The following is a 24,136-nucleotide window of genomic DNA, read 5'->3' on the forward strand; positions in this document are numbered from 1 at the left end:
CAAGTCAACCGTAAGGCCAGGCGCCCTACGGGGTCAGGCGCAAATACATGGATACCGCATATGCTTGCATGCCCGAGCCCTCTAACATGCTATTTACCGCCCACAAGAAAACCATCAGCACCCTGCAACACCGCATTGCCCAACAGGCCAGCCTGCTCGATGCCATCGAGCGCTCCATGGCCGTCATCGAATTCGACCTGCAAGGCACCGTGCTGCGGGCCAATGACAACTTCTTCAAAACCATGGGTTACCGTGCCGAACAGATCCTGGGCCAATCCCACCGGATGTTCTGCACCCCCGCCTTCGCCCGCAGCGCCGAATACAACCAACTGTGGACGCAGCTGCGCAACGGCCAATTCCAGTCGGGCACCTTTGAGCGTGTGGGAGCCAGCGGTGATTCGGTGTGGCTGGAAGCCAGCTACAACCCGGTACGCGATGAAGCCGGGAGCGTGATCAAAGTGGTGAAGTACGCCATGGATGTCACCCCGCGCCTGCAAGCCGAGAGTGAAGCCAACGCCAAGCTGGCAGCCATCGACCGCGCCATGGCGATGATCGAGTTCAACCTTGATGGCACCATCATTACCGCCAACGCCAATTTCCTGCAGCGCATGGGGTACAGCCTGGCGCAAATCCAGGGCAAGCATCACCGCCTGTTTTGCACACCCGAGCTTGCCAACAGTGCCGCTTACAGCGAGTTCTGGAAACGCTTGAACCAGGGCGAGCTGTTCAATGGCCAGTTCGAACGGGTAGACAAAAACGGCCAGGTCGTATGGCTGGAAGCCAACTACAACCCGGTGTACGACGCCAGTGGGCGCCTGTGCAAAGTGGTGAAGTTCGCCTCCGACGTCACCGCTCGTGTACAACAACATGCCGCCGAGGCTCAGAGCGCAGCACAGGCTTATCACCTGTCATTGAGCACTCAGGAGATGGCGGAAAAAGGCGCCGAAGTGATTCAGAAAACCGCCAGCGGTATGCGCGAAATTGCCTCTGATATCGACGCTTCTTCGCAACTGATCGCCAAACTCGGCGAGCGCTCGCAACAAATCACCGCCATCGTCAACACCATTCGCGGCATCGCCGACCAGACCAACCTGCTGGCCCTCAACGCCGCTATCGAAGCCGCCCGCGCCGGCGAGCAAGGCCGTGGCTTTGCCGTGGTTGCCGATGAAGTGCGGCAGCTGGCGGCGCGCACCAGCGGCTCCACTGCCGAAATTTCCGGCATGATCGCCATGATCCAGGACGAAACCCGCCAAGCCATCGACAGCATGGACGCCACCCGCGACCGTGCCGCCCAGGGCGTAGAACTGGCCAACCAGGCGGGCACGGTGATTCTGCAAATTCGCGAAGGCACCGGCGAAGCCGTCCAGGCGGTAAGCGCGTTTGCCAATGATCGGGGCAATCGCTGACCGGTTCTTCAGGCTCTCTGGCTGGGGGACTTGGCCCATGCGCCGGGCTGTATCGAAGCTAACTTCGCAGCCCGCGCACATGCTGTCCCAGCTCATCAAACAATGTCACCACCGAGCGCAACGCCCGGCAATCAGGCCGCGTCAACAACCACAGCGCCGTGTCGTGCCCTGCCAATGCAGGGCCCAGCGGTTGCAGGCCATCCCGTATCAGAAAATCCGGCAACGCCGCCACGCCCAGCCCGACGCGCACCAGTTCAGTCACCGACTGCATGCTGTTGCAACGATAACTGGGCCGCACGCCCGGCAACTGTTCACGGCGCCAGACTAAGGTGGGGTGATCAGGCAAAAAGTCGTCCGGCGCGATCCAGGCCAGGTCAGCCAACGCCTGGCCTGCGTGCTGGCGCGCATATTCGGCACTGGCGCACACCTGATACGTCACCGCCCCCAGACAACGCCCAACCAGATGCTCCGGCGGCGTCCTGGTCAGGCGCAGGGCGATATCTGCATCTCGACGGCTGAGGTTGGCAAAGTCGTTGGACGTGCTCAGTTCAAGGGTCAGCGCCGGGTAGGCTGGCATGAATTGCGCCAGGGCCGGCAACAGCAAACCTTGCAACACCGAGTCGGTGCAGGTCAGGCGCACGGTGCCGCTGATCACTTCACCGCCCTGCTCCACACCTATGCGCGCCGCCTCAAGGGCCTGCTCTGCGCGCTCGGCCTGCTGGGCCAGATGGGTCGACAGGCTGGTAGGCAAATAACCGGCGCGGCTTTTTTCAAACAAGGTCTGGCCCAGGGCCGCCTCCAGGCGCCTTACCGCACGGAATACCGTGGACACGTCCAACCGCAGTAACGCTGCGGCCCGCGCCAACGTACCGCCGCGCACCAGGGCAAGGATCAATGACAGATCGGAGTAGTCGAGTTGATAGTGCGTGGCTGCATTAAGCATGTGGGTAAACGCCAATATTGATTGCGCGAACGCCAATCTATAGTGCGTACGAGCCCACCACAAGCCAAGGGATGCACCCGATGACACCCACCGCTCTGCACCTCGCCCTGATCGGCGACTACAACCCTGACGTGATCGCCCACCAGGCTATTCCAGTGGCGTTGCAACAGGCCGCCGACACCCTGGGCGTAAGGGTTCACGCGCAATGGCTGGACACCCAAACACTGACCTCCACTACTGCACTGCAAGGCTTTGACGGTTTCTGGTGTGTACCTGCCAGCCCCTATCGCGACACTGACGGCGCGTTGCGGGCAATCCGTTTTGCACGCGAACAAGGCCGGCCTTTCCTTGGTACCTGCGGTGGTTTTCAACATGCCGTGCTCGAATATGCGCGCAACGTACTGGGCTGGATCGATGCCGAGCATGGCGAACTGGCCCCCCACGCCGAACGCGCCGTCATCACCCCACTGAGCTGCTCGCTGGTGGAAGTGAGCGACACCCTGCGCCTGGCGGCGCACACGCGCATTGCCCAAGCCTACGGCCACCTGGACATCCACGAAGGCTACCACTGCCGCTACGGCATCAACCCTGCGTTTGCCGCTGCACTACTGGCGGGCAACCTGATTCCCAGCGGTCACGATGCTGCGGGCGAGTTGCGCGCGTTGGAGTTACGCGATCACCCGTTCTTCGTCGCCACGCTGTTCCAGCCCGAACGCGCCGCACTCAAGGGCATCACGCCGCCCTTGGCGCTGGCCCTGCTCAAGGCTTGCCAAGAGCTGTCGGCATGATCGCCAAGACGCCCGCCCCACCTTATTACGCGGTGATCTTCAGCTCGCTGCGTACCAGCGGCGATCAGGGTTATGGCGAGGCTGCTTCGCGAATGCTGGCCCTGGCGGCGCAACAACCCGGGTTTCTCGGCGTGGAGTCGGCGCGGGAGGATGGATTGGGCATCACGGTGTCCTACTGGGCCAGCGAGGCGGCGATCCTGGCCTGGAAACAGCAGGCCGAACACCGGCAGGTGCGTGAGCAAGGACGCTCCACCTGGTACACCGCGTTTCACACGCGGGTATGCAAGGTAGAGCGGGCGTACACCTTCTCACATTGAGAGGTTTTCAACCGGTAGGAGCAAGCTTGCTCGCTCCTACAGGGATCGCCCCGGCACGAGGGTCAGTCAGTTCACCAAACTGCGCAACGCACTGATCTGCGGGATCTCCACCCGGCGCATGTACACCCGCAATGGCTCGGTGATGTTGATGCGGTCATCGATATTCTGGTCCAGCAACAACTGGATGCGTTCGCGGCACAGGGTCATGGTGTGGTCGGCGGCGGGTAGCCAGACAAATTCTGCGGTGGGAATGATGCCGTCATCGGCCACGTCCATGCCGAATGAGTCTTCGCTGAAACGCACGATGTACTGACCGGTTTTGCGATTGAGGCCGACAAAACCCTGGAGTTGGTCGGCGGCCTGGCAGATAAGTTCTGAAGTGATGCGCATGGTAAACCTCACTGAAAAGCCCTGCTCGGGCTGGAAAGATGGTTTACACGCGTGGCAGAAGATACTGCCCTCTGACGGGGCAGCTATGCGCAAGAATACTGCAACGCAGCACAAAAAAACCGACAAAATCGGCCCCTGCACACGTTAATGTCGGTTTGGTGATAGCGCCTTTGGCAATCAATTGTTAAAAAGGACACCTTCTCAAAGCTACCTCCACGAAAGGACTTCGCATATGCCTGTCACGTTTACCAAGAGCGCCTTGCTGCTGGCGTTGATGCTCGGCCTGGGCCAGGCACAGGCTGCCGACCCGGTCAGCCCGGCTGAATTGGCGACAAACGAAGGCATACCCTACCCTGCCGTGATCGCTCACCGTGGCGCTTCCTATGACGCACCTGAATCCACCGCTGCCGCCTACAAGGTGGCACGCGACCTGGGCGCCGACTACCTGGAACTGGACCTGCAACGCAGCAAGGACGGCGTGCTGTTCGCCCTGCACGACAATAACCTGCAGCGCACCACCGACGTGGCCACCAAGTTCCCGGAGCGCAAAGACGCGCCGGCCAACGAGTTCACCTGGAAAGAACTGCAAACCCTCGACGCCGGCAGCTGGTTCAACGCCGCCTACCCGGATCGCGCACGTCCGGGCTTTGTTGGCCTGAAGATCCTGAGCCTGGACGACATCATCAAGATCGCCGAAGGCAACCCGTCACACAAACCCGGCCTGTACATCGAGACCAAGGAGCCCAAGCAGTTCCCGGGTATCGAAGCCGACCTGAAAAACAAGCTGTTGGACAAAGGCTGGCTGAGCTCCGCCGGCTCCAAGCTGGGCAAGAGCAACACCGGCGTCGGCCAAGGCCGTGGCCGCGTGGTGCTGCAAACCTTTGAAGTGGCCAGCCTGCAAGAGCTGCAAAAAGAAATGCCCAACACCCCGAAGATCCTGCTGTTGTGGGTGGGCGAAGGCAGCATCGAGCCCAAATCCAGGGTGACCTTCGCCGAGTCCGGCGAAACCACCAAGGCCGCCTACTACGCCAAGCAAGAGCCAAAGGACGCCGCCGAATTCGAAAAATGGGTCGACCAGGCCAAGAGCCTCGGCGCCATCGGCACTGGCCCATCGGCGGAGCTGACCGACCACGGCGACCAGAGCTACACCGACCTGGTGAAGCCTGAAATGAACAAGCTGACCCACGACAAGGGCCTGCTGGTGCATGTGTACACCGTGGATGAGCCGATGGATTTCGAGAAAGTCATGAAGGCCGGGGTTGATGGCATCTTCACCAACCGCGCCGCCGAGCTGCTGAAGTTCTACAAGCGCTGGCCGTCGTCCAGCGTGCAGGACCTGCTCAACGACCATAAGTACTGAGTGAAGCCCGAATGGTCAGGCCACCTGTGGCTGGGGCCTGATCACGGGCTGATCCTCGGCAAGGTGGGGTGCACCGCGCCCCATGCGCATTATGCTCATCAACTGATGTTCTGCCCTGGCGCGCCGATCACGGTCAGCCTTGAAGGTGGTATCACCACTGCCCATCGCCTGTTTATTCCCTCGCGTCACCGCCATGCCATCCTGGAGGCCGAAGGCGAGGTATGGGTGCTGTATGCCGAGCCGATGGCCTTTGATCTCCAAGCGTTGCAGCAACTGCTGGCAGACGGTGATATATCTCCAACGGCCCTGCACGCACTGCCCCGATGCCGCCTTGAAGACCCACGTATTGAACGTGCGCTTGCCACCCTCGACGAGCAGCTGAGCGGCAAGGTGTCGGCCCACGCGGTGGCCGCGGCGGCACACGTGTCCTTGAGCCAACTGGAGCGCCTGTTCAACGATCAGTTGGGTGTGCCCGTACGCCGCCTGGTGTTATGGCGAAGGTTGCGCATTGCGCTGCGCTTGGCCCTTGCCGGCAGCACGCTGACCGAAGCAGCCCATGGTGCGGGCTTTGCCGATTCGGCGCATTTTTCGCGGACCATGAAGCAGTTGTTCGGGGTGACGGCTGGCGCCTCCTTGCGCCAGCTGCAAGTGCAGTTCCTAACGTAGGTCGTCTGGCAGCGGCGGCTCCTTGGTCGAACGGACCGACATAAACGGGTCACGTAACTGCGCTGCATACGCCACGGGGAAATCCGGGCGACTACCAATGCCCAGGTCCTGCGAGCCCATGCGGTAACCATCGCGATAAAACGCGGTGCCCAGCAACCAGTCCCACAGGTTGAAGAACAAGCCGAAGTTCACATCCCCGGCGCGGCCGTACTTCATATGATGAAATCGATGCACCGGCGCCCAGGCGAATATCCAGCGCAGCGGTCCCAGACGCATATCCACATTGGAGTGTTGCAGCAGCAATTGAATGGCGATGGCCAGCGCCAGCAACTGCGCGACCTCAAGCGAAATTCCCATCAAGACTAACGGCAGCAGGCCCGCCGTCGCTTCCAGCATTTGGTGCAAGGGATGCTTCATCAAGCCATTAAAACCATACAGCCGCTGCACGCTGTGATGCACCGCGTGTAAACGCCACAGCAATGCGATGCGATGGCTGGCGTAATGCATCAAGGTAATACCGGCATCGGCCACGAAGATCGCCATCAACAGTTGCTGCCACAGCGGCCAGCCTCGCGGCCATATGCCCTCTAACGCCAGCAACGCGGTGAGCCCGGGCAAAACCAGCAAGCCCAGGACGTTCAGGCTTTCATTGACCAACGCATGCAACGTATCGCGCCGGCGATCGCCCAGGCTGCGATTCCACTGCCGCTCGTAGGGCAGCCATTGCTCCGCCAAAAACGACACTGCAACCGCTGTTGCAAATATCAGCAACAACCAGCGGGGCTGGCACAGCCCCCACCCCACAAACCCCAGCAGGAAGGCAGGCGCATACATCCAACTGACTAACCGTTTCATCCCAGTGCTCCCTTTTTTGGTGAGCCCCAGCATGAAATCCTGCATCCATCGTGGATTGAACAAACTGCGCAACTGCTTGAAATAATTAAGGGTGAGTTAAGTTGCACGGGATAACCTGAGGCCACTTAAACAGCTCAACCCAAGAAGGACACCCACCATGAAAACTCTGACCGCCTTGTTCGCCGCCACTGCCCTGACCCTGACCGCTGGCCTGGCCCAGGCTGATGTTCGTCCGGATCATATCGAAGGCCTGCTCAAGTCCGGCGCCGTGATGTCTTTCGACAAACTCAACGCGGCTGCCTTGGCCAAGCACCCGGGCGCCACTATCAATGACACCGAGTTGGACCACAACAACAGCGGCGTCCTGGTCTACGAAGTTGAACTGACCGACACTGCCAACAAGCAATTTGAAGTGAAGCTCGACGCCAAGACCGGCGCTGTGCTGGAAGACAAGCTCGACACTTGATTAGAATCTTCCAAAAAACGCGCCACCTTCGGGTGGCGCGTTTTTTTATGCGCGCTACCAAACCGTCACATAACCGTCATCGCGCCTTGCAATGATTCGCGCCTGGGTGCCTGTGAAACCTCCTACAGGCCCTTTCCCTGCGAGCCGCCATGAACCACAGCATCGACCACGCCCATCAGGACCCCGACCTGTTTGGCCTGCTTTACGGTTTCCGTTTTCGCCCCGGCGAAAAAGGTCAGCAGATTGACTCAGCCACCGCCCTCGCCGCCTTGCAGCAACCACAAGACCCGGAAGAATTTCTGTGGCTACACCTGAACCTCGCCCACGCCGCGTGCGAGCGCTGGATGCAGGCGCATTTGTCGCTGCCGCAGGAGTTTTTCGAAGCGCTGCATGAGGGCTCGCGCTCCACACGCATCGAACATGTGGACTCTGCCCTGCTGGCGGTGGTCAACGATGTGGTGTTCAACTTCAGCAGCATGGTGTCGTCAGACATTTCCACCTTGTGGGTATGTGCCCGCAGCCGTTTGCTGGTCAGTGCGCGCCTGCAACCGTTGCATTCGGTAGACAAATTGCGCTCGTCGGTGAAAGCCGGGGAACACTTTCGCTCGCCCCTGGAATTGCTGGTGCATTTGCTGCGCGATCAAGGCGAAGTGCTGACCCAGATCGTGCGCAAGACCAGTATCAGCGTGGACCATATCGAAGATCAGTTGTTGTCCTCACGCCTGTCCACCAACCGCGCCGAACTGGGCGCCGCGCGCCGCGTACTGGTGCGCCTGCAACGCCTGCTGGCGCTGGAACCGGGCTCGCTGTTGCGCCTGCTTAATCGCCCGCCGCAATGGCTGCAAAAGGAAGACGTGAAGGAGTTGCGCAAGTCTACCGAGGAGTTTGCGCTGATCATCAACGACCTGACGGCCCTGGGCGAGCGTATCAAGCTGCTCCAGGAAGAGATCGCCGCCAACCTCAATGAGCAAAGCAACCGCACGCTGTTCACCCTCACGGTGGTGACGGTGCTGGCGCTGCCGATCAATATCATTGCCGGTTTTTTTGGCATGAATGTGGGCGGTGTGCCGCTGTCCCAGGACCCGGAAGGCTTCTGGATACTGGTGGCGCTGGTCGCGACCTTTACCCTGATTGCCGGGCGCTGGGCCTTCAGAAAACGCAAAGACTATTAACACATGTGGGAGGGCTTGCCTCATACCTGTAGGAGCGAGCTTGCTCGCGAAAAACGTCAACGATAACGCGTGCCTCCTGAATGAACGCGGCGCCTATGAGTTTTTCGCGAGCAAGCTCGCTCCTACAGGCATGAGGAATTGACCGTGCTCAATTGCAGACAAGCGGTGTACTCGATTGCGCCAAACACTGATCTGCCGCAGCACCTTTGTAACATTCTGCAATGATCATCAAGGCCATCCTCCTCACTCTGGATGCTCCGGCATGGCCACCCCTTCCTTGACCGCCTCCCCCCACGCGTCACCCTCCGCCACCACACCCCGCCTGGACACGAAACCCGGCCTGTTGACGGTGATCATTTTTTTCGCCGTGCTCGCCATGGGCCTGTTGTTCACCGCCTACAGCCTGATGCACGACATGCACGAGATGGGCGCCCAACTGACCACCTGGACGCCGTTCCTGCTGCTGGGCGTGGCGCTGTTGATCGCCCTGGGGTTCGAGTTCGTCAACGGTTTTCATGACACCGCCAACGCCGTCGCGACGGTGATTTACACCAACTCGTTGCCGCCGCATTTCGCGGTGGTGTGGTCGGGCTTTTTCAACTTCCTCGGCGTGCTGCTGTCCAGCGGCGCGGTGGCATTCGGCATCATCGCCTTACTGCCGGTGGAGCTGATTTTGCAGGTGGGTTCATCGGCCGGGTTCGCCATGATTTTCGCCCTGCTGATCGCCGCAATCCTGTGGAACCTGGGCACCTGGTGGCTGGGGTTACCGGCCTCGTCGTCCCATACCCTGATCGGCTCGATCATCGGCGTCGGTGTCGCCAACGCCCTGATGCACGGACGTGACGGCACCAGCGGTGTGGATTGGAGCCAGGCGATCAAGATCGGTTATGCGTTGCTGTTGTCACCGCTGATCGGCTTTGCGTTTGCCGCCATGCTGTTGCTGGCCCTGCGCGCCTTTGTCAAAAACCGTGCGCTGTACAAGGCACCCAAAGGCGACACGCCGCCGCCCTGGTGGATTCGCGGGATGCTGATTGTCACGTGCACCGGTGTGTCGTTCGCCCACGGTTCCAACGATGGGCAAAAGGGCATGGGCCTGATCATGCTGATCCTGGTGGGCACCTTGCCGATGGCCTACGCGCTGAACCGCACCATGCCCGCCGATCAGTCGCTGCAATTTGCCGCTGTCGCTGAAGTGACCCAGGCTGCATTGGTTAAAGCAGCACCGCAGCCGGCACCGGGCGATTCTCGGGGCATCTTGTCGACCTACGTTCGTACCAAGGAAGCCACGCCGGAACTGGTGCCCGCCCTCGCCGCCATCACCGGGCATATCGGCGAAGAAGTGAAAAGCTATGGTTCCCTCGCCGCCGTACCGGCCGAAGCCGTCGGCAACGTGCGTAACGACATGTACCTGACCAGCGAAACCATTCGCCTGATGGACAAAGGCAAGGTCGGCCACTTCGACGCCGACACCCAGGGCAAGCTGCAACTGTTCAAGCAACAGATCGACAACGCCACACGCTTTATCCCGCTGTGGGTGAAGATCGCCGTGGCCATTGCCCTTGGCCTGGGCACCATGGTCGGCTGGAAGCGCATCGTGGTGACGGTGGGCGAAAAAATCGGCAAGACTCACCTGACTTACGCTCAAGGCGCTTCGGCCGAAACGGTGGCGATGCTGACCATTGGCGCGGCGGATATGTTCGGGCTGCCGGTGTCGACTACCCATGTATTGTCCTCGGGCGTGGCCGGGACCATGGTTGCCAATGGCGGGGGGTTGCAGATGAAGACCATCCGTAATTTGTTGATGGCGTGGGTGCTGACCTTGCCGGCGGCGATTATCCTGTCGGGTAGCCTCTACTGGCTGTTCACCCAATTGTTTTGACATACAGCAGATCAAAATGTGGGTGGCTTGCCCTCTGTAGGAGCGAGCTTGCTCGCGAAAAACGCCAACGATAACGCGTGCTTTCTGAATGAACGCGGCGCCTGTGAGTTTTTCGCGAGCAAGCTCGCTCCTACAGGTATTAGGGCGTGCCACCCTTGGTTTTGTGTTTCTTCAGGGTGTGAAGAGCCCAACCATGGCCTTCAGGCGTTTCTTGTAGACCCGCCGTGCCTCCAGCGCTTGCTCCAGTGTCACCGCCACAAACCCCGCCCGCTGGTTGGGCTGCATCTGCCCGATCAAGTCCAGGTCGGCGCTGATCACCGTGCCGATCATCGCGTAGCCACCGCCCGACACCGCATCGCGATGCAGCACAATCGGTTCCAGCCCCGCCGGTACTTGAATCGAGCCAATCGGGTAGCAACTGTCGACGATGTTGGAGGGATCGGAGCCCGCGCCAAACGGCTGTTCACGTGGCTGGAAGCTCAACGCGCTGCCGCCCTTGAAGCGATAGCCGATGCGATCGGCCTCGGAGCCCACCGTCCATGGTTCGGCAAAAAAGCTGCTTTTCGCCCCGTCAGTCAAGCGTTCGTAATACAGCCCCGGTACGACCCGCAACGTGACATCGCCGCCCACCGAACGACGCAACGCCATCGGCAAGCTGTTGCCCGCGCGCCCCGCACCACTGGCGGCGCCGACGGGCAACAGATCGCCCTCCTGCAAACGCCGCCCATCAAACCCACCAAGCGCGCCAAGGGTGTAGGTGGAGCGGCTGCCGAGCACCAACGGCACATCAATGCCCCCGGCGACGGCGAGGTAAGTGCGCGCGCCAGCCACAGGAAACTCGAAGCGCAGCACCTGCCCGGCACGCACGCTAAAGGCGGTGTCCTGATGCACCACTTCACCGTCCAGGCGCGGTGACATCAAGGCACCGCTCAACGCGACCAGCGCGTCTTGCTGAAACTCCAACTCAGGCCCGATCAGCGTGCATTCCAGGCCAGCCGCATCCACGGGGTTGCCGACCAAATGGTTGGCCGCACTCAGCGCGTATTGGTCCAGCGCCCCCGATGGCGGAATACCCAGGTGGTAATAGCCTTCGCGGCCCAGGTCCTGCACGGAGGTGGCGAGGCCGGGTTTGAGCACCTTGATCATGCCAGCGCCTCCTGCAGAGTTTTCGGATAGCCAATAGGGTCGGCGAGAAAGGCATCCAGAGAGAATTCCACCGGGCGAATGCGCAAGTCGAAACGCCCGGCGTCCACGTCGGCGACGGCCAGGTCGTAAGCCTCCCGGTCCATCGGTTTGAACTGCACGATATCGCCAGGGCGGAAGAACACCATGTGCTCCTTGAGGTACGCCAACTGCTGCTGCGGGTCGTAGATCGGTGCCGGGGTCACGCCGAACATCTGGTAACCGCCAGCGCCGCGAACCGAATAGATACACCCAAAACAGCCGCCATGGCCCAGGGTCAGTTTTGGCGTGTCGGTACGTGGCCGCAGGTATTTGGGTACCTGCAATTGCCGTTCGCGCTCGACCATCTGGAACATGAACGGCAACCCCGCGACAAACCCGACCATCGACACAAACCACGGCGCGCCGCTGTGAGCGGCGATAAACGCGTCCACATCGGCCAAGCCATTGATGCGTGCGGCGTATTCCAGGTCGGTGCCGCTGGGGTCTTGGTGGCGGTCACGAAAACGCATCAAGGTTTCGTGGGTCCAGGGGTCGTTATAGAGCACCGGGATTTCGATAATGCGCGTGTGCAACGTGCGCTCGGCCACCGCCTGGGCTTCGGCACTTTGCACGGCGTCGAGCAGCACATGGGGCGCTATACGGTCGGGGTCGAAGCGGATCTGGAACGACGCATTGGCCAGGCACACATCCAGCACGCCTTCCAGCGCCAGGCGCTCCACGGCGCGGGTCACCGCCATGCCTTTGAAAAAGGCCTCCAGGGACATGCTGTCGCTGACCTCGGCAAACAGGTGTTCATCACCGCCGAAGCTGTAGCGGATGGGGGACGTTTCAGCCATGTCTGTTCCTCTTGGAATCATTGTAGAAAGGCAGGCAAAAAGTGAGGTAAGGCGTTTATTGAGGGCGGCGAACTTCGATCCCTGCCTGGTCCAACGCCTCACGGGTGGCTTGCACCAGGTCCAGGGCGCCAGGGGTATCGCTGTGCAGGCAGATGGAATCGAATTCGATCATCAGGTCTTCGCCTTCTACGGTACGTACCAGCCCCGTCTGACAAGCGCGCAGGACACGCGCTGCAACGTTGGCAGGCTCCAGTGCGCGTACATTGCGGGTAAATACGATTGAGCCGCTCAGATCGTACTCACGGTCGGCATAGAACTCGCGCACGACCGGCTGCCCCAGTTCCTTGGCAATGCGCCAGATCACCGAGTTGGGCATGCAATACAGCATCAGCGTGGGCTCGATGATCTGCAGGTTCTGCACCAACAGCCGGGCGGCCTCTTCATCGCGGGCCAGGTGCATGTAGAGCGCGCCGTGAGGCTTGATATGTTGCAGGGTCACGCCCTGGGCGCGGGCCATTTCACGCAGCGCGCCAAGCTGGTAGAGCATATCGTCCACCAGCTCCTGGGCCGGTGCATTGATATGCCGGCGACCAAAGCCCACCAGGTCGCGAAAGCCCGGGTGAGCGCCGATGGCCACACCCAATTGCCTGGCGCGCTCGACGGTGCGGCGCATGGTGCCGGGGTCGCCAGCGTGAAAGCCGGTGGCGATATTGGCCGAGCTGATATACGCCATCAGCTCGGCGTCGACGCCGTCGCCGATGGTCCAGGGCCCGAAGCTTTCGCCCATGTCTGAATTCAAATCCACTGCCTGCATCAAGGTTGCTCCGCCATAAGGGATGCCAGAAAAGTAGGCCGGGGCTTGACCCCTTGGGAAGATCTATTATCAGATGGCCCATCTTCTGAAAATCAGATACCAGCCATGTCCCTAACCTTGCGCCAGGTTCGCTACTTCGTCGCCACCGCTGAAATCGGCCAGATTTCTCAGGCGGCGATTCACCTGAACATCTCCCAATCGGCGGTGACCACGGCGATCAAGGAGCTGGAAGCCATGCTCGGCGTGCAGTTGTTCGTGCGCTCGGCCCAGGGCATGAACCTCACCGACGCCGGTCGGCATTTTCTCAACCGCGCCTATGTGATTGTGCGCAGCGTGGAGGATGCCCTGAACAGCCCGCTGCCGGACTACCGCGCCAGCGGCGTGCTGCGGGTGGCGGCCAGTTACACCGTGTTGGGTTATTTCCTGCCGCACCATTTGCAGCGCATGGAACATTGGCATCCGGACGTGACCATTGAGGTGTTCGAGCAGGAACGCCAGGCCATCGAACAGGGCCTGCTCGATGGCCAGTTCGACATGGCCGTGGTGCTCACCGCCAACCTCACCCACGCGGATATCGTCTCGGAAATTCTATTCAACTCCGAACGCCGCCTGTGGCTGCCCAGCCATCACCCGTTGTGCGAACGCGGCGCCGTGAGCCTGGCGGACGTGGCCCAAGAGCCCTACATTTTGCTCACCGTCGATGAAGCCGAACACAGTGCCATGCGCTACTGGGAACAGGCCGGGCAAACGCCCAAGGTGCGGCTGCGCACCAGCTCGGTGGAGGCGGTGCGCAGCATGGTTGCCAACGGCAGCGGCGTGGCGATTCTGTCCGACCTGGTGCACCGGCCCTGGTCCCTGGAAGGCAAGCGCATCGAGACGCTGACCGTGACCGACCCGGTCACGCCCATGAGCGTGGGCCTGGCCTGGCACCGCGAGCGCGCGTTTACCCCGGCGATGCAAGCCTTCCGGGATTACTTCCACGATGCATTCCTGGCGCCGCAGCAGTTGTCGGCACGCCGCTAAAGATGGGCTTGCAGGGTGGCGGTCAACCAGTCCATGAACACCCGCACCCGTAATGGCAAATGCCGCTGGCCGGCGTACAGCAACGACACATCCAGGGGCGGCGCCTGGTAGTCGGGCAACACCGCCACCAACTCGCCGCTGGCCAACAAGTCGCGTATGCCGAGTTGCGGCACCTGGGTGATGCCAAACCCGCCCAGGCACGCCGACTGATAGGCATCGGTGCTGTTGACCGTCACCCGGCCTGCCATCGGTAACCGCTGCACCTTGTTGCCCACCAAGTACTCGAACCCGGCCGAGCGTGCGCCCAGTGGCCGCACGTAATGCACCAACTGGTGATGCGCCAGGTCTGCCAAGGTTTCGGGCACGCCATACCGTTGCAGGTACGCCGCACTCGCGCAGTTGACCATCGGCATGCTGCACACCCGTCGCGCTACCACGGTTTGATCAGGCTGGGCGCCGACACGCACCACGCAATCGAAGCCTTCGGCGATCAGGTCCACTTGGCGGTCCGAGCAACTGATCTGCATGTCGATCAACGGGTGGCGCGCCATGAACGTGGGCAAGTTCGGCAAAATCACTGCCCGTGCCATGACGTTGGGCATGTCCACCCGTATGCGCCCCGCCAGTTGGGTTTCGTCCTGGCGAAACAGGCCTTCCAGCTCCTCCATGTGGGCCAGCAGATCCTTGCTGCGCTCGTACAGCACACGGCCATCCTGGGTCGCCTGCACTTTGCGCGTGGTGCGTTGCAGCAAGCGCGCCCCGAGCAGTTCTTCCAGTGCCTGCACATGCTCGGACACGGTGGAGCGCGGCAGGCCGAGGCTTTCACCCGCCTGGGTGAAACTCGACAATTCAGTCACGCGCACGAAGGTACGCAGCAGCTCAAGCTTGTTCATGGGATTGTTCGCTTTATCCGGCCAGTGATTCCGCAATAGTGCTGTTTATCACGTTATAGGCGGACAAATACACTCAGTCCCACTAACTACCGCTGAGGACTGCACCATGACCCGTAAAATCGCACTCATCACCGGCGCCAGCCGTGGCCTGGGCAAAAGCGCTGCGCTGCACCTGGCTGCCCAAGGCGTAGACATTATCGGCACCTACCACAGCGCCGCGGGCGAAGCCCAAGCCGTGGTTGCCCAGGTAGAGGCATTGGGTGGCCGCGCCGCCATGCTGCAACTGGACGTGAGCCAGAGCGCGAGCTTCGATGCGTTCATTGGCCAGATCGGTAAGTTGCTCAAGGATGTGTTCGCCGTGGATCGCTTCGATTTCCTGATCAACAATGCCGGAGTCGGCACCCACGCAAGCTTTGTCGAGACCACCGAAGCCCAGTTTGACCAGTTGGTGGCAATCCACGTAAAGGCGCCGTTTTTTCTCACGCAAAAACTGCTGCCGTTGATCAACGACGGCGGGCGCATCATCAATATCTCCAGCGGCCTGGCGCGCTTCAGCCTGCCGGGGTACGCGGCCTATGCGGCGATGAAGGGCGCGGTCGAAGTGCTGTCGCGTTATCAGGCCAAAGAGCTGGGCCCACGCGGCATTACCGTGAACACCCTGGCGCCGGGCGCGATTGCCACCGACTTCGGCGGCGGCGCGGTGCGTGACAACACCGAGGTGAATGCAATGATCGCCAGCAATACGGCCCTGGGCCGCGCCGGTTTGCCGGACGATATTGGCGGGGCGATTTCGACCTTGCTGGCCGATGGCAGCCACTGGATCACCGGCCAGCGGATCGAAGCGTCGGGCGGGATGTTCCTCTAAACGACGCCCCCCTGTAGGAGCGAGCTTGCTCGCGAAATACTCAAGAGCGCCGCGTGTTTCCAGAGGTCCCGCGTTATCGTCAGCGATCTTCGCGAGCAAGCTCGCTCCTACAGGGTAACTGGGGTTTTACCGACGAATTTCTCGCGCAACACGTCGTAACCCCAGTGGTACACGTAGGTGTACGGCAGGAAGAACAGCAACACGCCAATGTCGAGGATGAAGGCTTCCAACAGGCTGATCTTCATCAGGGCGGCAATCAGCGGCACCGCCAAGAGGATCAGCCCGCCTTCGAACAGCAGCGCGTGCAGCACTCGGGTCCAACCGCTGTTGGCCAGTTGCAGGTGGGTTTTGAGGCGGTCGAACAGGCTGTTGAACACCACGTTCCAGCTCAGGGCCAACAGGCTGATGCCCAGGGTCACAGCGCCCATCTCCAGCGCCGGTCTGCCGGTGATCCACACCAACAGCGGCGTACAGATCAACAAGGCCAACCCTTCAAAACCCAGGGCTTGGAAAACACGTTCAGTAATCGACTTGGTAGGGTTCATGACCCGGCTCCGTGAGTGACGATGATTGCCATGATCAGCCTTTGTCTCGATACTTCATAACCAGTAACCATCGACCAAGGCGATAGTATGGCTTCCCATGAAGTGCTCCAGGCATTTGTCCAGGCCGCGACCCAAGGCTCGTTTTCTGGCGCAGCGCGCAAGCTCGGCAAAAGCCAGTCGACTGTCAGCGCGGCGGTGGCCAGCCTTGAGATCGACCTGGACGTCGTGCTGTTTGATCGCAGCAGCCGCAAACCCACCCTGACCCCGGCGGGGCAAGTTCTGCTGCAACGGGCCGAACAGGTGCTGGAGGCCAGCAGCCGCCTGGAGCTGGCCGCCAGTCAGTTATCCCAGGGGTTGGAGCCGAGGTTGAGTATCGCCATGTCCGATACTTACCAGTCGGACCGATTCGAAATTGCCCTCACCGCCTTTGAGCAACGCTACCCGGACCTTGAGCTGGAATGCCTGATTGCCGAATGCGAAGACTTGATCGCGCTGGTGCAAAGCGGCCGGGCACAGATCGCGTTTATCGAAAAACAAGAGGTTTACCCGCCGGATCTAACCTTCTCCTGCGTTGAGGAACGTACGGAAATCGCGCTGTTCGTCTCGCCTGAACATCCGTTGGCAAGCCTGAAAAGCGTCCCTGCGCACACCCTGCAACAACACCGTGAGCTGCGCTTGGCGAGCATCATCAACCCCAATGAAAACCGCGGTACGCAGCGTGTATGGTCAGCACCGAGTTACCTGATGTTGATGGAGATGGCACAACTGGGTTTTGGTTGGGCACCCATTCCGCGCTGGCTGGTGGAACGCTTTGGCGGCAACCAGTTGGTCGAACTCAAGGTTCGCAGTTGGCCGCGTTCGGTGGCGGTCGATGCGCTGTGGTCTCGGCAACAGCCGCCGGGGCCTGCGGGGAGCTGGTTGCTGGGCAAGATGCTGGAGTGAACGCAGTGCAATGTAGAGGGGGCAGTTAGAGAGACGTTGGCTGTCAGGCCGTCATCGCAGGCAAGCCAGCTCCCACATTGGATCGCGGGGCGTCATAACAGTGTTTTGGCTATTTGAGTTCGGCGAGGCGTCGCGTGATGAAGCGTTTTTCTGGCGCCTGTTGGGTCAGGGACAAGGCTTTTTCGTACGCGCTGCGGGCTTCGGCAAACCGCCCCAACTGCCGGCAAAACTCCCCACGCGCCGAATGCGCCAAGTGGTAGTCCTGCAACTCACCGCGCTGCAAAAGGTTGTCTACCAGCACCAACCCCGCCAACGGCCCCTGCTCCATCGCCACCGCTACCGCACGGTTCAACTCGATCACCGGCGACGGCACAGCCCGGAGCAATACATCGTAGAGCCCGACAATCTGCCGCCAATCGGTTTCCCCGGCGCAGGCTGCCTCGGCGTGCACGGCCGCAATCGCCGCCTGCAAGCAATAGGGCCCGAAGCGCCGGGTGGTCAGCGCCTGCTCCACCAGGGCGCAGCCTTCAGCCATCAAAGACTTATCCCACAGCCCACGGTCCTGAGCATCCAGCAGCACCAGTTCGCCGGTGGCCGACGTGCGGGCGGGCCTTCGCGACTCATGCAACAGCATCAACGCCAGCAAGCCCATCACCTCCGGTTCCGGCAGTAATTGCATCAGCAAACGGCCCAGGCGAATGGCCTCCAGGGTCAAGTCTTCGCGGGTGAGGTCCGCTCCTGTGGAGGCTGTGTAGCCCTCGTTGAACACCAGGTAAATCACGCGCAACACGCTGTCCAATCGCTCGGGCAACTCGGCTCGGGACGGCACTTGGTAAGGAATTTTCGCGTCGCGGATCTTGCCCTTGGCGCGCACGATGCGCTGAGCGATGGTGGCAGGTGTGGCCAGGAAAGCGTGGGCGATTTGCTCGGTGCTGAGGTCGCAGATCTCGCGCAGGGTCAGCGCGGCCTGGGCATCGGCCGCCAGCGCGGGGTGGCAGCAGGTGAAGATCAGCCGCAGGCGGTCATCTTCCACGTCGTCATCGCTCCAGTCAGCTGCTTGCAGCGTATCGGCCTGCTCTTGCAGCAACGGGGTAAACCGCGCCTGCCGACGCAGGCGGTCGATGGCTTTGAAGCGGCCGGTCGATACCAGCCAGGTCCGTGGATTATCCGGTATGCCGTCCTCGGGCCAGCGCTGCACGGCGACAAAAAACGCCTCGTGCAACGCCTCCTCGGCCAGGTCGAAATCACCCAGCACGCGAATCAGCGTCGCGAGAACGCGGCGTGACTCGCTGCGGTAGATGGCTTCGACCTGGCCACTGAGCGTCATTGCGGCAGGTTCAGTTCGCGTACCGGGCGCACTTCCACACTGCCGACCCGGGCCGCCGGAATGCCACCGGCGACCTGGAGCGCTTCGTTAAGGTCACGGGCGTCGATCAGATAGAAGCCAGCGAGTTGCTCTTTGGTCTCGGCAAACGGCCCGTCGGTGATCGACACCTTGCCATTGCGCATACGCACGGTGGTGGCGGTACTCACCGGCTCCAGCGGCTCGGCGGCCAGCATCCGCCCGCTGGCCTGGATGGCCTCGGCGTAGGCGAAACACTCCGAGTCATGGGGGCTGTCGGGCGAGGTGTGCAACACCTGTTCGTCGCTGTAGATCAGGCACAGGTATTTCATGATGTTCTCCGTTGTCGGACTACTGACTATAGTTCGCGACGCTCAGGGTTTCAGGTCAAACAGCGCCGTGCCGCTTTGCATATCGAACGGCGCCGACCAGTGTTCGTGCACCACCTTCCAGTGACCATTGATACGCTGGTACCCGGCGGTCACGCGCATCCAGCAGGCTTTCACCTCACCATCGGGCCCGGCACCGCCGCAATGGGCCAGCCAGTGAGCGAACGCGCTGTCTGGCGCTTCGACAATGTGCAGTTCATGAAACTCGAAGATACCGGGGCCGGGGCAGTGCTCCATGCACGCTGCCCAGTGCGCGCGGTAGGCCGCCCTGCCTTTGAATTGCAAAGCGGTTACGGCATCGAACGAGACGATATCGTCGGCGTAAAAGCTGACAATTTTGTCGATGTCGCGACTGACGACGGCTTGCTTCCATTGCTCGATCAGGCTGTTGATTGCGGTGCTCATGGCGATGACTCCTTGGGATGGAAAATCACGTAAGACACCCTTAGTCGAATGGCCTTTGAGCAAATCGACACACCACGGAAAAATAATTTCCCACCGGTCAAACCCGATAGACTGCGCCCTTCTTTGCAGCCGTTCGGATAGCCCGATGCAAACCCGCCTTGTTGCCTACGAGGCGCTCAATGCTGTGCAACGACAGCAAGTGGGCGCCATCGAAGTTCATCCTGAACAACTGCCGTTTAGCGGGGATATGTACTGCGCCCTCAATACCTTGCTGGCCAACCCAAGCCCTGGGGTCAAAGGCTTCGCGCTGCTGGCCGACGACATTGCCGTCGCCTTCCTCCTGCTCAAACGCCCCCCGTGCCTGCCCCATTGGGCCGATGAACACAGCGCCACACTGCACGCGTTGCAGGTGGATCGACATCAGCAAGGACGCGGGTTCGGCAAGGCGTGTTTGCAGGCGCTGCCGGCCATGGCGCTTGAAGCGTGGCCGCAGATCAACGGGTTGGAGCTGTCAGTGGACACGGACAATGTGGCGGCGATGGGGCTGTATCTGGGGGCGGGATGGGCGGACAGCGGCGAGGCCTACAAGGGACGGGTTGGGTATGAGCGCCGGTTGCGCTGGGTATTCAGCCCATAACGGTAATGTCACGTAAACATGACTTTGAGGCGTGCCTGTCGTGTTTACGTGACATCAAATGCGCAGTCAGCCCCGCTCTCCAACCGGCAGCCAGATTTCCACCGTCCCCGTGCCCTTCCTCGCGTCGAAATCTGCGCTATAGCGCTCGAAATCCGCGCCCATTACCTTGTAGCCCGAATGCGGCAGCCATTCGAACATGATGCGCTCGTAGGTTTGCTCAAGCGCCTGCACCGGCCCGTAATGCGCGAACACGGCATAGTTGAGCGGCGGGATTTCGATGAACTCGAAGTTGCTCGGCACATCGCCCTTGGCCGGGACTTCAACCCCCGCCAGGTAATCGAATTCACCATGATGCGGGTTGTGGCATACCCCATAGGTCACCCCGCCCACACGCTTCTTGATGTCCTTGATGCAGGTGTCGAACAACTCCCACAAGCGTGGGATATCACCCACTGTGGCCTTCGAATACCGCCCTTGCACACCGGCGATCACCAGCGCTTTGCCGGCTTCCATGCGTGGCTCCAACGGTTGTTTTGTCTGCTGATCCATACGAACAGTCTCCTTCTTATGAGGGAACAAACCCGCATCGAGTATAGGGGCATATCCGCGCCGTACTCCATGTAGAAATTTTTCCTACACATCTGGACAACTTGCCATCATCACTCGTATTGTCTGCCTCGCAGGCCACCGCAGTGGCCGACGTCGCTCGGACGGTTCCGGGCGCTTACGTACCTCGAGGCAACAATGGCAGACCAAGGTTCGCCGCGCCGCTTTGCGCGCATAGATCGACTCCCCCCTTACGTTTTCAATATCACTGCCGAGCTGAAGATGGCTGCGCGTCGGCGCGGCGAAGACATCATCGACTTGAGCATGGGTAACCCCGACGGCGCCACGCCACCGCATATTGTGGAAAAAATGGTCACCGTCGCCCAACGCGAAGACACCCACGGCTACTCCACCTCCAAAGGCATTCCGCGCCTGCGCCGGGCGATTTCGCGCTGGTACAAGGACCGCTATGAAGTGGATATCGACCCTGAGTCCGAAGCCATCGTCACCATCGGTTCCAAAGAGGGCCTGGCGCACCTGATGCTGGCCACCCTGGACCAGGGCGACACCGTGCTGGTGCCCAACCCCAGCTACCCGATTCATATCTACGGTGCGGTGATTGCCGGTGCCCAGGTGCGTTCGGTGCCGCTGGTGCCGGGCGTGGACTTTTTCGCCGAGCTGGAACGGGCGATTCGCGGTTCGATCCCCAAGCCAAAGATGATGATTCTGGGCTTCCCGTCCAACCCCACCGCACAGTGCGTGGAGCTGGATTTCTTCGAGCGAGTGATCGCTCTGGCCAAGCAATACGATGTGCTGGTGGTGCACGACCTGGCCTACGCCGACATCGTCTACGACGGCTGGAAAGCCCCCTCGATCATGCAGGTGCCCGGCGCCAAGGACATCGCGGTGGAGTTTTTCACTCTGTCCAAAAGCTACAACATGGCCGGCTGGCGCATCGGCTTCATGGTAGGCAACCCGGAACTGGTCAACGCCTTGGCGCGGATCAAGAGCTACCACGACTACGGCACCTTCACACCGCTGCAAGTCGCGGCGATTGCGGCGCTGGAAGGTGATCAGCAGTGCGTCAAGGACATCGCCGAGCAGTACCGCCAGCGCCGCAATGTGCTGGTCAAGGGCCTGCATGAGCTGGGCTGGATGGTGGAGAACCCCAAGGCGTCGATGTACGTCTGGGCCAAGATTCCCGAACAGTACGCCGCCATGGGCTCGCTGGAGTTTGCCAAGAAGCTGCTGCTGGAAGCGAAGGTGTGTGTGTCGCCGGGGATCGGCTTTGGCGAGTATGGCGATGATCATGTGCGCTTTGCGCTGATCGAGAACCAGGACCGCATTCGCCAGGCCGTGCGCGGGATTCGCGGGATGTTCAGGGCGGATGGGTTGGTCAGCAAGGCCTGACCTGATCCACCTGAAGAAACCCAATCAATGTGGGAGCTGGCTTGCCTGCGATGGCAGTGTTGGATTCACTACCGCTATCGCAGCATAGGTATCTACACAACTCTGTAGCGCTCAACGGTAACCACGATGCGAAGCGAGTCGCTGTTGATCTTGATCTGCTTTTGATCTTGATCTCAGGCGCCCCGTTAAACCACGCTGGCCGAACGCAGGCTTGAATTCGTGGGTAACCCGGCAGGACGCCGGGTTACGCACGAATTCAAGCCTGCGTTCGGGCACACCGAGCCTAGGCGAGGTGCCGAGTGGTGGGGCAAGAGCGTTTTGCTTACTTTTGCGCTTTTTTTCAAAAGTGAGCCGCTGTCAGAGCGGAACCCTAGGTGGCCGTTACCGCAGGAATGGATATGTACACGGTCCAACTGTGTTGACTGCGAGGCCGCCTTCGCGAGCAAGCCCGCTCCCACAGTTTGATTGCGGGGTGTCAGGTAGATTGGCGTGGGCTGGCAGGCCGTCATCGCAGGCAAGCCAGCTCCCACAGTTGGATCGCTGAGTGTCAGGTAGATTGGCGTGGGCTGGCAGGCCGTCATCGCAGGCAAGCCAGCTTCCACACTTGATCAGTTCCCACTCTTGCTTTGGGGTGTGGCTTACACCACCAACGACAGCAACATGATGAAGATCAGCGCCACGATCGACAGGATGGTCTCCATCGCCGTCCAGGTCTTGAACGTCTCGGCCACGGTCATGTTGAAGTACTGCTTGACCAGCCAGAACCCCGCATCGTTGACGTGAGACAGGATCAACGAACCTGCGCCCGTCGCCAGTACCAGCAACTCGCGGTTAACCCCAGGGATCATGCCGACCACCGGCACCACAATGCCTGCACCGGTAATGGTCGCCACCGTCGCTGAACCGGTGGCAATCCGAATCACCGCCGCCACCAGCCACGCCAGCAGGATCGGGTTGATCTGTGCGTTGACTGCCATATGGCCGATCACATCACCCACGCCGCTGGTCACCAGCATCTGCTTGAAGCCACCACCGGCACCGATGATCAGAATAATCGCAGCGGTCGGCGCCAGGCTGGCGTCGAGCAACTTGAGGATCTGCTTGGAATGGATGCCCTGGCGATGGCCAAAGGTGTACAGCGACAACAGCAACGCCAGCAGCAGTGCGGTGATCGGGTGGCCGATCATGTCCATCCAGTTGCGCACCACGTTGCCTTCGGCAAAGGCGATGTCGGCGAAGGTTTTGAGCAGCATCAGGAATACCGGCAAGAGCACGGTGATCAGGGTGATGCTGAAGCTGGGCAACGATTTGTTATCGGTTTCGCGGGCCAGTTGGTCCACCAGCTCCTGAGACGGATTGCCGGGGATGTACTTGGCGATAAACGTACCGAAGATCGGGCCGGCGATGATGGCGGTCGGCAGTGCGACGATCAGGCCGTACAGAATGGTCTTGCCGATGTCTGCGCCAAACACGCCGATGGCCAGCAACGGGCCCGGGTGCGGTGGCACCAGGCCGTGTACCGCCGACAGGCCGGCCAGCAGCGGGATGCCGATCTTGATCAGCGACACACCGGTACGCCGCGCCACGATGAACACCAACGGGATCAGCAGCACAAAGCCGATTTCGAAGAACAGCGGGATGCCCACCAGGAACGCGGCGAACATCATCGCCCACTGGACCTTCTCTTTGCCAAAGGCGCGGATCAGGGTTTGGGCGATCTGATCGGCACCGCCGGATTCGGCCATCATCTTGCCGAGCATCGTGCCCAGCGCGAGGATAATGCCGACAAAGCCGAGCACGCCGCCGAAACCGTCCTGGAACGCCTTGATGATCTTGTCCACGGGCATGCCCGAGGTCAGGCCGAGGAAACCGGCCGCGATGATCAGTGCAATGAACGGGTGCACCTTGAACTTGGTGATCAGTACGATCAACCCGATGATAGTGACTACTGCATCTAGCAGCAGGTAAGACTCGTGGGACATGCCAAACATGGGGGGTCTCTCCTGTTTGTTGTTGTTATTAAAGCGGGTGTTGAATTTTCTGCCGGGGATAGCGCTATCTT

At 60.8% G+C, this 24,136-nt stretch carries 26 protein-coding genes; 13 read left to right on the top strand and 13 right to left on the bottom strand.

The window, feature by feature from the left end; genetic code table 11:
* Positions 1-86 precede the first annotated feature (86 nt).
* Positions 87-1,406 carry a methyl-accepting chemotaxis protein gene (locus tag TX23_RS23120; RefSeq protein ID WP_057704192.1) on the top strand — a complete coding sequence of 440 codons (1,320 nt, stop codon included), beginning with the start codon at positions 87-89 and terminating at the stop codon, positions 1,404-1,406.
* A 58-nt stretch (positions 1,407-1,464) separates the two neighbouring features.
* Here TX23_RS23120 and TX23_RS23125 read toward each other — a convergent pair whose 3' ends face one another.
* Positions 1,465-2,349, bottom strand: a complete 885-nt coding sequence (locus TX23_RS23125; RefSeq protein ID WP_057704193.1) for a LysR family transcriptional regulator — start codon at positions 2,347-2,349, stop codon at positions 1,465-1,467.
* A gap of 80 nt (positions 2,350-2,429) precedes the next feature.
* On the opposite strand from TX23_RS23125, the gene TX23_RS23130 reads away from it, so the two are divergent.
* A complete protein-coding gene (locus TX23_RS23130; RefSeq protein WP_057704194.1) occupies positions 2,430-3,137 on the top strand; it encodes a CTP synthase C-terminal region-related (seleno)protein in 708 nt (235 codons plus the stop codon).
* Positions 3,134-3,454, top strand: a complete 321-nt coding sequence (locus TX23_RS23135) for an antibiotic biosynthesis monooxygenase family protein (protein ID WP_057704195.1) — start codon at positions 3,134-3,136, stop codon at positions 3,452-3,454. Before TX23_RS23130 ends, TX23_RS23135 begins: the two co-directional genes overlap by 4 nt.
* Positions 3,455-3,520: 66 nt before the next feature.
* On the opposite strand, the gene TX23_RS23140 is transcribed toward TX23_RS23135, so the two are convergent.
* A complete protein-coding gene (locus tag TX23_RS23140) occupies positions 3,521-3,844 on the bottom strand; it encodes a DUF2025 family protein (RefSeq protein ID WP_057704196.1) in 324 nt (107 codons plus the stop codon).
* Positions 3,845-4,076: 232 nt separating this feature from the next.
* On the opposite strand from TX23_RS23140, the gene TX23_RS23145 reads away from it, so the two are divergent.
* Both TX23_RS23145 and TX23_RS23150 read left to right on the top strand, forming a co-directional pair.
* Positions 4,077-5,204 (top strand): glycerophosphodiester phosphodiesterase, encoded by a 1,128-nt coding sequence (locus tag TX23_RS23145; protein WP_057704197.1) that lies wholly within the window; start codon positions 4,077-4,079, stop codon positions 5,202-5,204.
* Positions 5,205-5,870 (top strand): AraC family transcriptional regulator, encoded by a 666-nt coding sequence (locus TX23_RS23150; RefSeq protein ID WP_057704198.1) that lies wholly within the window; start codon positions 5,205-5,207, stop codon positions 5,868-5,870. It abuts the gene before it with no gap.
* On the opposite strand, the gene TX23_RS23155 is transcribed toward TX23_RS23150, so the two are convergent.
* Positions 5,862-6,725: a sterol desaturase family protein gene (locus TX23_RS23155; protein ID WP_057704199.1), complete on the bottom strand. Its 864-nt coding sequence runs from the start codon at positions 6,723-6,725 to the stop codon at positions 5,862-5,864. The two genes, TX23_RS23150 and TX23_RS23155, sit on opposite strands and share 9 nt — an antisense overlap.
* A 157-nt stretch (positions 6,726-6,882) precedes the next feature.
* On the opposite strand from TX23_RS23155, the gene TX23_RS23160 reads away from it, so the two are divergent.
* The 3 genes from TX23_RS23160 (at position 6,883) to TX23_RS23170 (ending at position 10,242) form a co-directional block, all read left to right on the top strand.
* The gene (locus tag TX23_RS23160; protein WP_057704200.1) at positions 6,883-7,191 is read left to right on the top strand and encodes a PepSY domain-containing protein; all 309 of its coding nucleotides are present in this window, start codon (positions 6,883-6,885) and stop codon (positions 7,189-7,191) included.
* A 149-nt stretch (positions 7,192-7,340) separates the two neighbouring features.
* The gene (locus TX23_RS23165; RefSeq protein WP_057704201.1) at positions 7,341-8,363 is read left to right on the top strand and encodes a transporter; all 1,023 of its coding nucleotides are present in this window, start codon (positions 7,341-7,343) and stop codon (positions 8,361-8,363) included.
* Between the two features lie 262 nt (positions 8,364-8,625).
* Positions 8,626-10,242, top strand: coding sequence for an inorganic phosphate transporter (locus TX23_RS23170; RefSeq protein WP_057704202.1), 1,617 nt, complete (start codon positions 8,626-8,628; stop codon positions 10,240-10,242).
* Positions 10,243-10,413: 171 nt separating this feature from the next.
* Here the strand turns inward: TX23_RS23170 and TX23_RS23175 are convergent, their stop codons facing one another.
* The 3 genes from TX23_RS23175 to TX23_RS23185 are packed head-to-tail and all read right to left on the bottom strand — an operon-like array spanning position 10,414 to position 13,077.
* Entirely contained in the window at positions 10,414-11,388 is a 975-nt protein-coding gene (locus TX23_RS23175; RefSeq protein ID WP_057704203.1) for a 5-oxoprolinase subunit C family protein, read from the bottom strand.
* Positions 11,385-12,263 (bottom strand): 5-oxoprolinase subunit B family protein, encoded by an 879-nt coding sequence (locus TX23_RS23180; protein WP_057704204.1) that lies wholly within the window; start codon positions 12,261-12,263, stop codon positions 11,385-11,387. Before TX23_RS23180 ends, TX23_RS23175 begins: the two co-directional genes overlap by 4 nt.
* A gap of 55 nt (positions 12,264-12,318) precedes the next feature.
* Positions 12,319-13,077 carry a 5-oxoprolinase subunit PxpA gene (locus TX23_RS23185; RefSeq protein ID WP_057704205.1) on the bottom strand — a complete coding sequence of 253 codons (759 nt, stop codon included), beginning with the start codon at positions 13,075-13,077 and terminating at the stop codon, positions 12,319-12,321.
* 105 nt (positions 13,078-13,182) lie between these two features.
* Here TX23_RS23185 and TX23_RS23190 point away from each other — a divergent pair, with 105 nt between their 5' ends.
* Complete coding sequence (locus TX23_RS23190; protein WP_014719628.1) at positions 13,183-14,100, top strand: LysR family transcriptional regulator; 918 nt, start codon at positions 13,183-13,185, stop codon at positions 14,098-14,100.
* Here the strand turns inward: TX23_RS23190 and TX23_RS23195 are convergent.
* Entirely contained in the window at positions 14,097-14,993 is an 897-nt protein-coding gene (locus TX23_RS23195) for a LysR family transcriptional regulator (RefSeq protein ID WP_057704206.1), read from the bottom strand. The genes TX23_RS23190 and TX23_RS23195 overlap by 4 nt on opposite strands.
* 106 nt (positions 14,994-15,099) lie before the next feature.
* Between TX23_RS23195 and TX23_RS23200 the strand changes: the two genes are divergently transcribed.
* Positions 15,100-15,858 carry an SDR family NAD(P)-dependent oxidoreductase gene (locus TX23_RS23200; RefSeq protein WP_057704207.1) on the top strand — a complete coding sequence of 253 codons (759 nt, stop codon included), beginning with the start codon at positions 15,100-15,102 and terminating at the stop codon, positions 15,856-15,858.
* 107 nt (positions 15,859-15,965) lie between these two features.
* Here TX23_RS23200 and TX23_RS23205 read toward each other — a convergent pair whose 3' ends face one another.
* Complete coding sequence (locus TX23_RS23205) at positions 15,966-16,403, bottom strand: multidrug/biocide efflux PACE transporter (RefSeq protein WP_057704208.1); 438 nt, start codon at positions 16,401-16,403, stop codon at positions 15,966-15,968.
* 87 nt (positions 16,404-16,490) lie between these two features.
* Between TX23_RS23205 and TX23_RS23210 the strand changes: the two genes are divergently transcribed.
* A complete protein-coding gene (locus TX23_RS23210) occupies positions 16,491-17,345 on the top strand; it encodes a LysR family transcriptional regulator (protein ID WP_057704209.1) in 855 nt (284 codons plus the stop codon).
* A 109-nt stretch (positions 17,346-17,454) separates the two neighbouring features.
* Here the strand turns inward: TX23_RS23210 and TX23_RS23215 are convergent, their stop codons facing one another.
* Genes TX23_RS23215 through TX23_RS23225 form a run of 3 tightly spaced genes read right to left on the bottom strand, consistent with a single transcriptional unit; the run spans position 17,455 to position 19,481 of the window.
* A complete protein-coding gene (locus tag TX23_RS23215; protein ID WP_057704210.1) occupies positions 17,455-18,672 on the bottom strand; it encodes an RNA polymerase sigma factor in 1,218 nt (405 codons plus the stop codon).
* A complete protein-coding gene (locus TX23_RS23220) occupies positions 18,669-19,019 on the bottom strand; it encodes a YciI family protein (protein ID WP_057704211.1) in 351 nt (116 codons plus the stop codon). Before TX23_RS23220 ends, TX23_RS23215 begins: the two co-directional genes overlap by 4 nt.
* 42 nt (positions 19,020-19,061) lie before the next feature.
* Positions 19,062-19,481, bottom strand: coding sequence for a YybH family protein (locus TX23_RS23225; protein ID WP_057704212.1), 420 nt, complete (start codon positions 19,479-19,481; stop codon positions 19,062-19,064).
* Positions 19,482-19,626: 145 nt separating this feature from the next.
* Here TX23_RS23225 and TX23_RS23230 point away from each other — a divergent pair, with 145 nt between their 5' ends.
* Positions 19,627-20,118 carry a GNAT family N-acetyltransferase gene (locus TX23_RS23230; protein ID WP_057704213.1) on the top strand — a complete coding sequence of 164 codons (492 nt, stop codon included), beginning with the start codon at positions 19,627-19,629 and terminating at the stop codon, positions 20,116-20,118.
* A 66-nt stretch (positions 20,119-20,184) separates the two neighbouring features.
* On the opposite strand, the gene TX23_RS23235 is transcribed toward TX23_RS23230, so the two are convergent.
* Positions 20,185-20,667, bottom strand: a complete 483-nt coding sequence (locus TX23_RS23235; RefSeq protein WP_057704214.1) for a GyrI-like domain-containing protein — start codon at positions 20,665-20,667, stop codon at positions 20,185-20,187.
* A 195-nt stretch (positions 20,668-20,862) separates the two neighbouring features.
* Here TX23_RS23235 and alaC point away from each other — a divergent pair, with 195 nt between their 5' ends.
* Positions 20,863-22,074 carry an alanine transaminase gene (gene alaC / locus TX23_RS23240; RefSeq protein WP_005790706.1) on the top strand — a complete coding sequence of 404 codons (1,212 nt, stop codon included), beginning with the start codon at positions 20,863-20,865 and terminating at the stop codon, positions 22,072-22,074.
* 638 nt (positions 22,075-22,712) lie between these two features.
* Here the strand turns inward: alaC and TX23_RS23245 are convergent.
* On the bottom strand, positions 22,713-24,065 hold the full coding sequence (locus tag TX23_RS23245) for a GntP family permease (protein ID WP_032895592.1): 1,353 nt from the start codon (positions 24,063-24,065) through the stop codon (positions 22,713-22,715).
* Positions 24,066-24,136 lie beyond the last annotated feature (71 nt).

It is taken from the genome of Pseudomonas paralactis, assembly GCF_001439735.1.
GTDB lineage: Bacteria > Pseudomonadota > Gammaproteobacteria > Pseudomonadales > Pseudomonadaceae > Aquipseudomonas > Aquipseudomonas paralactis.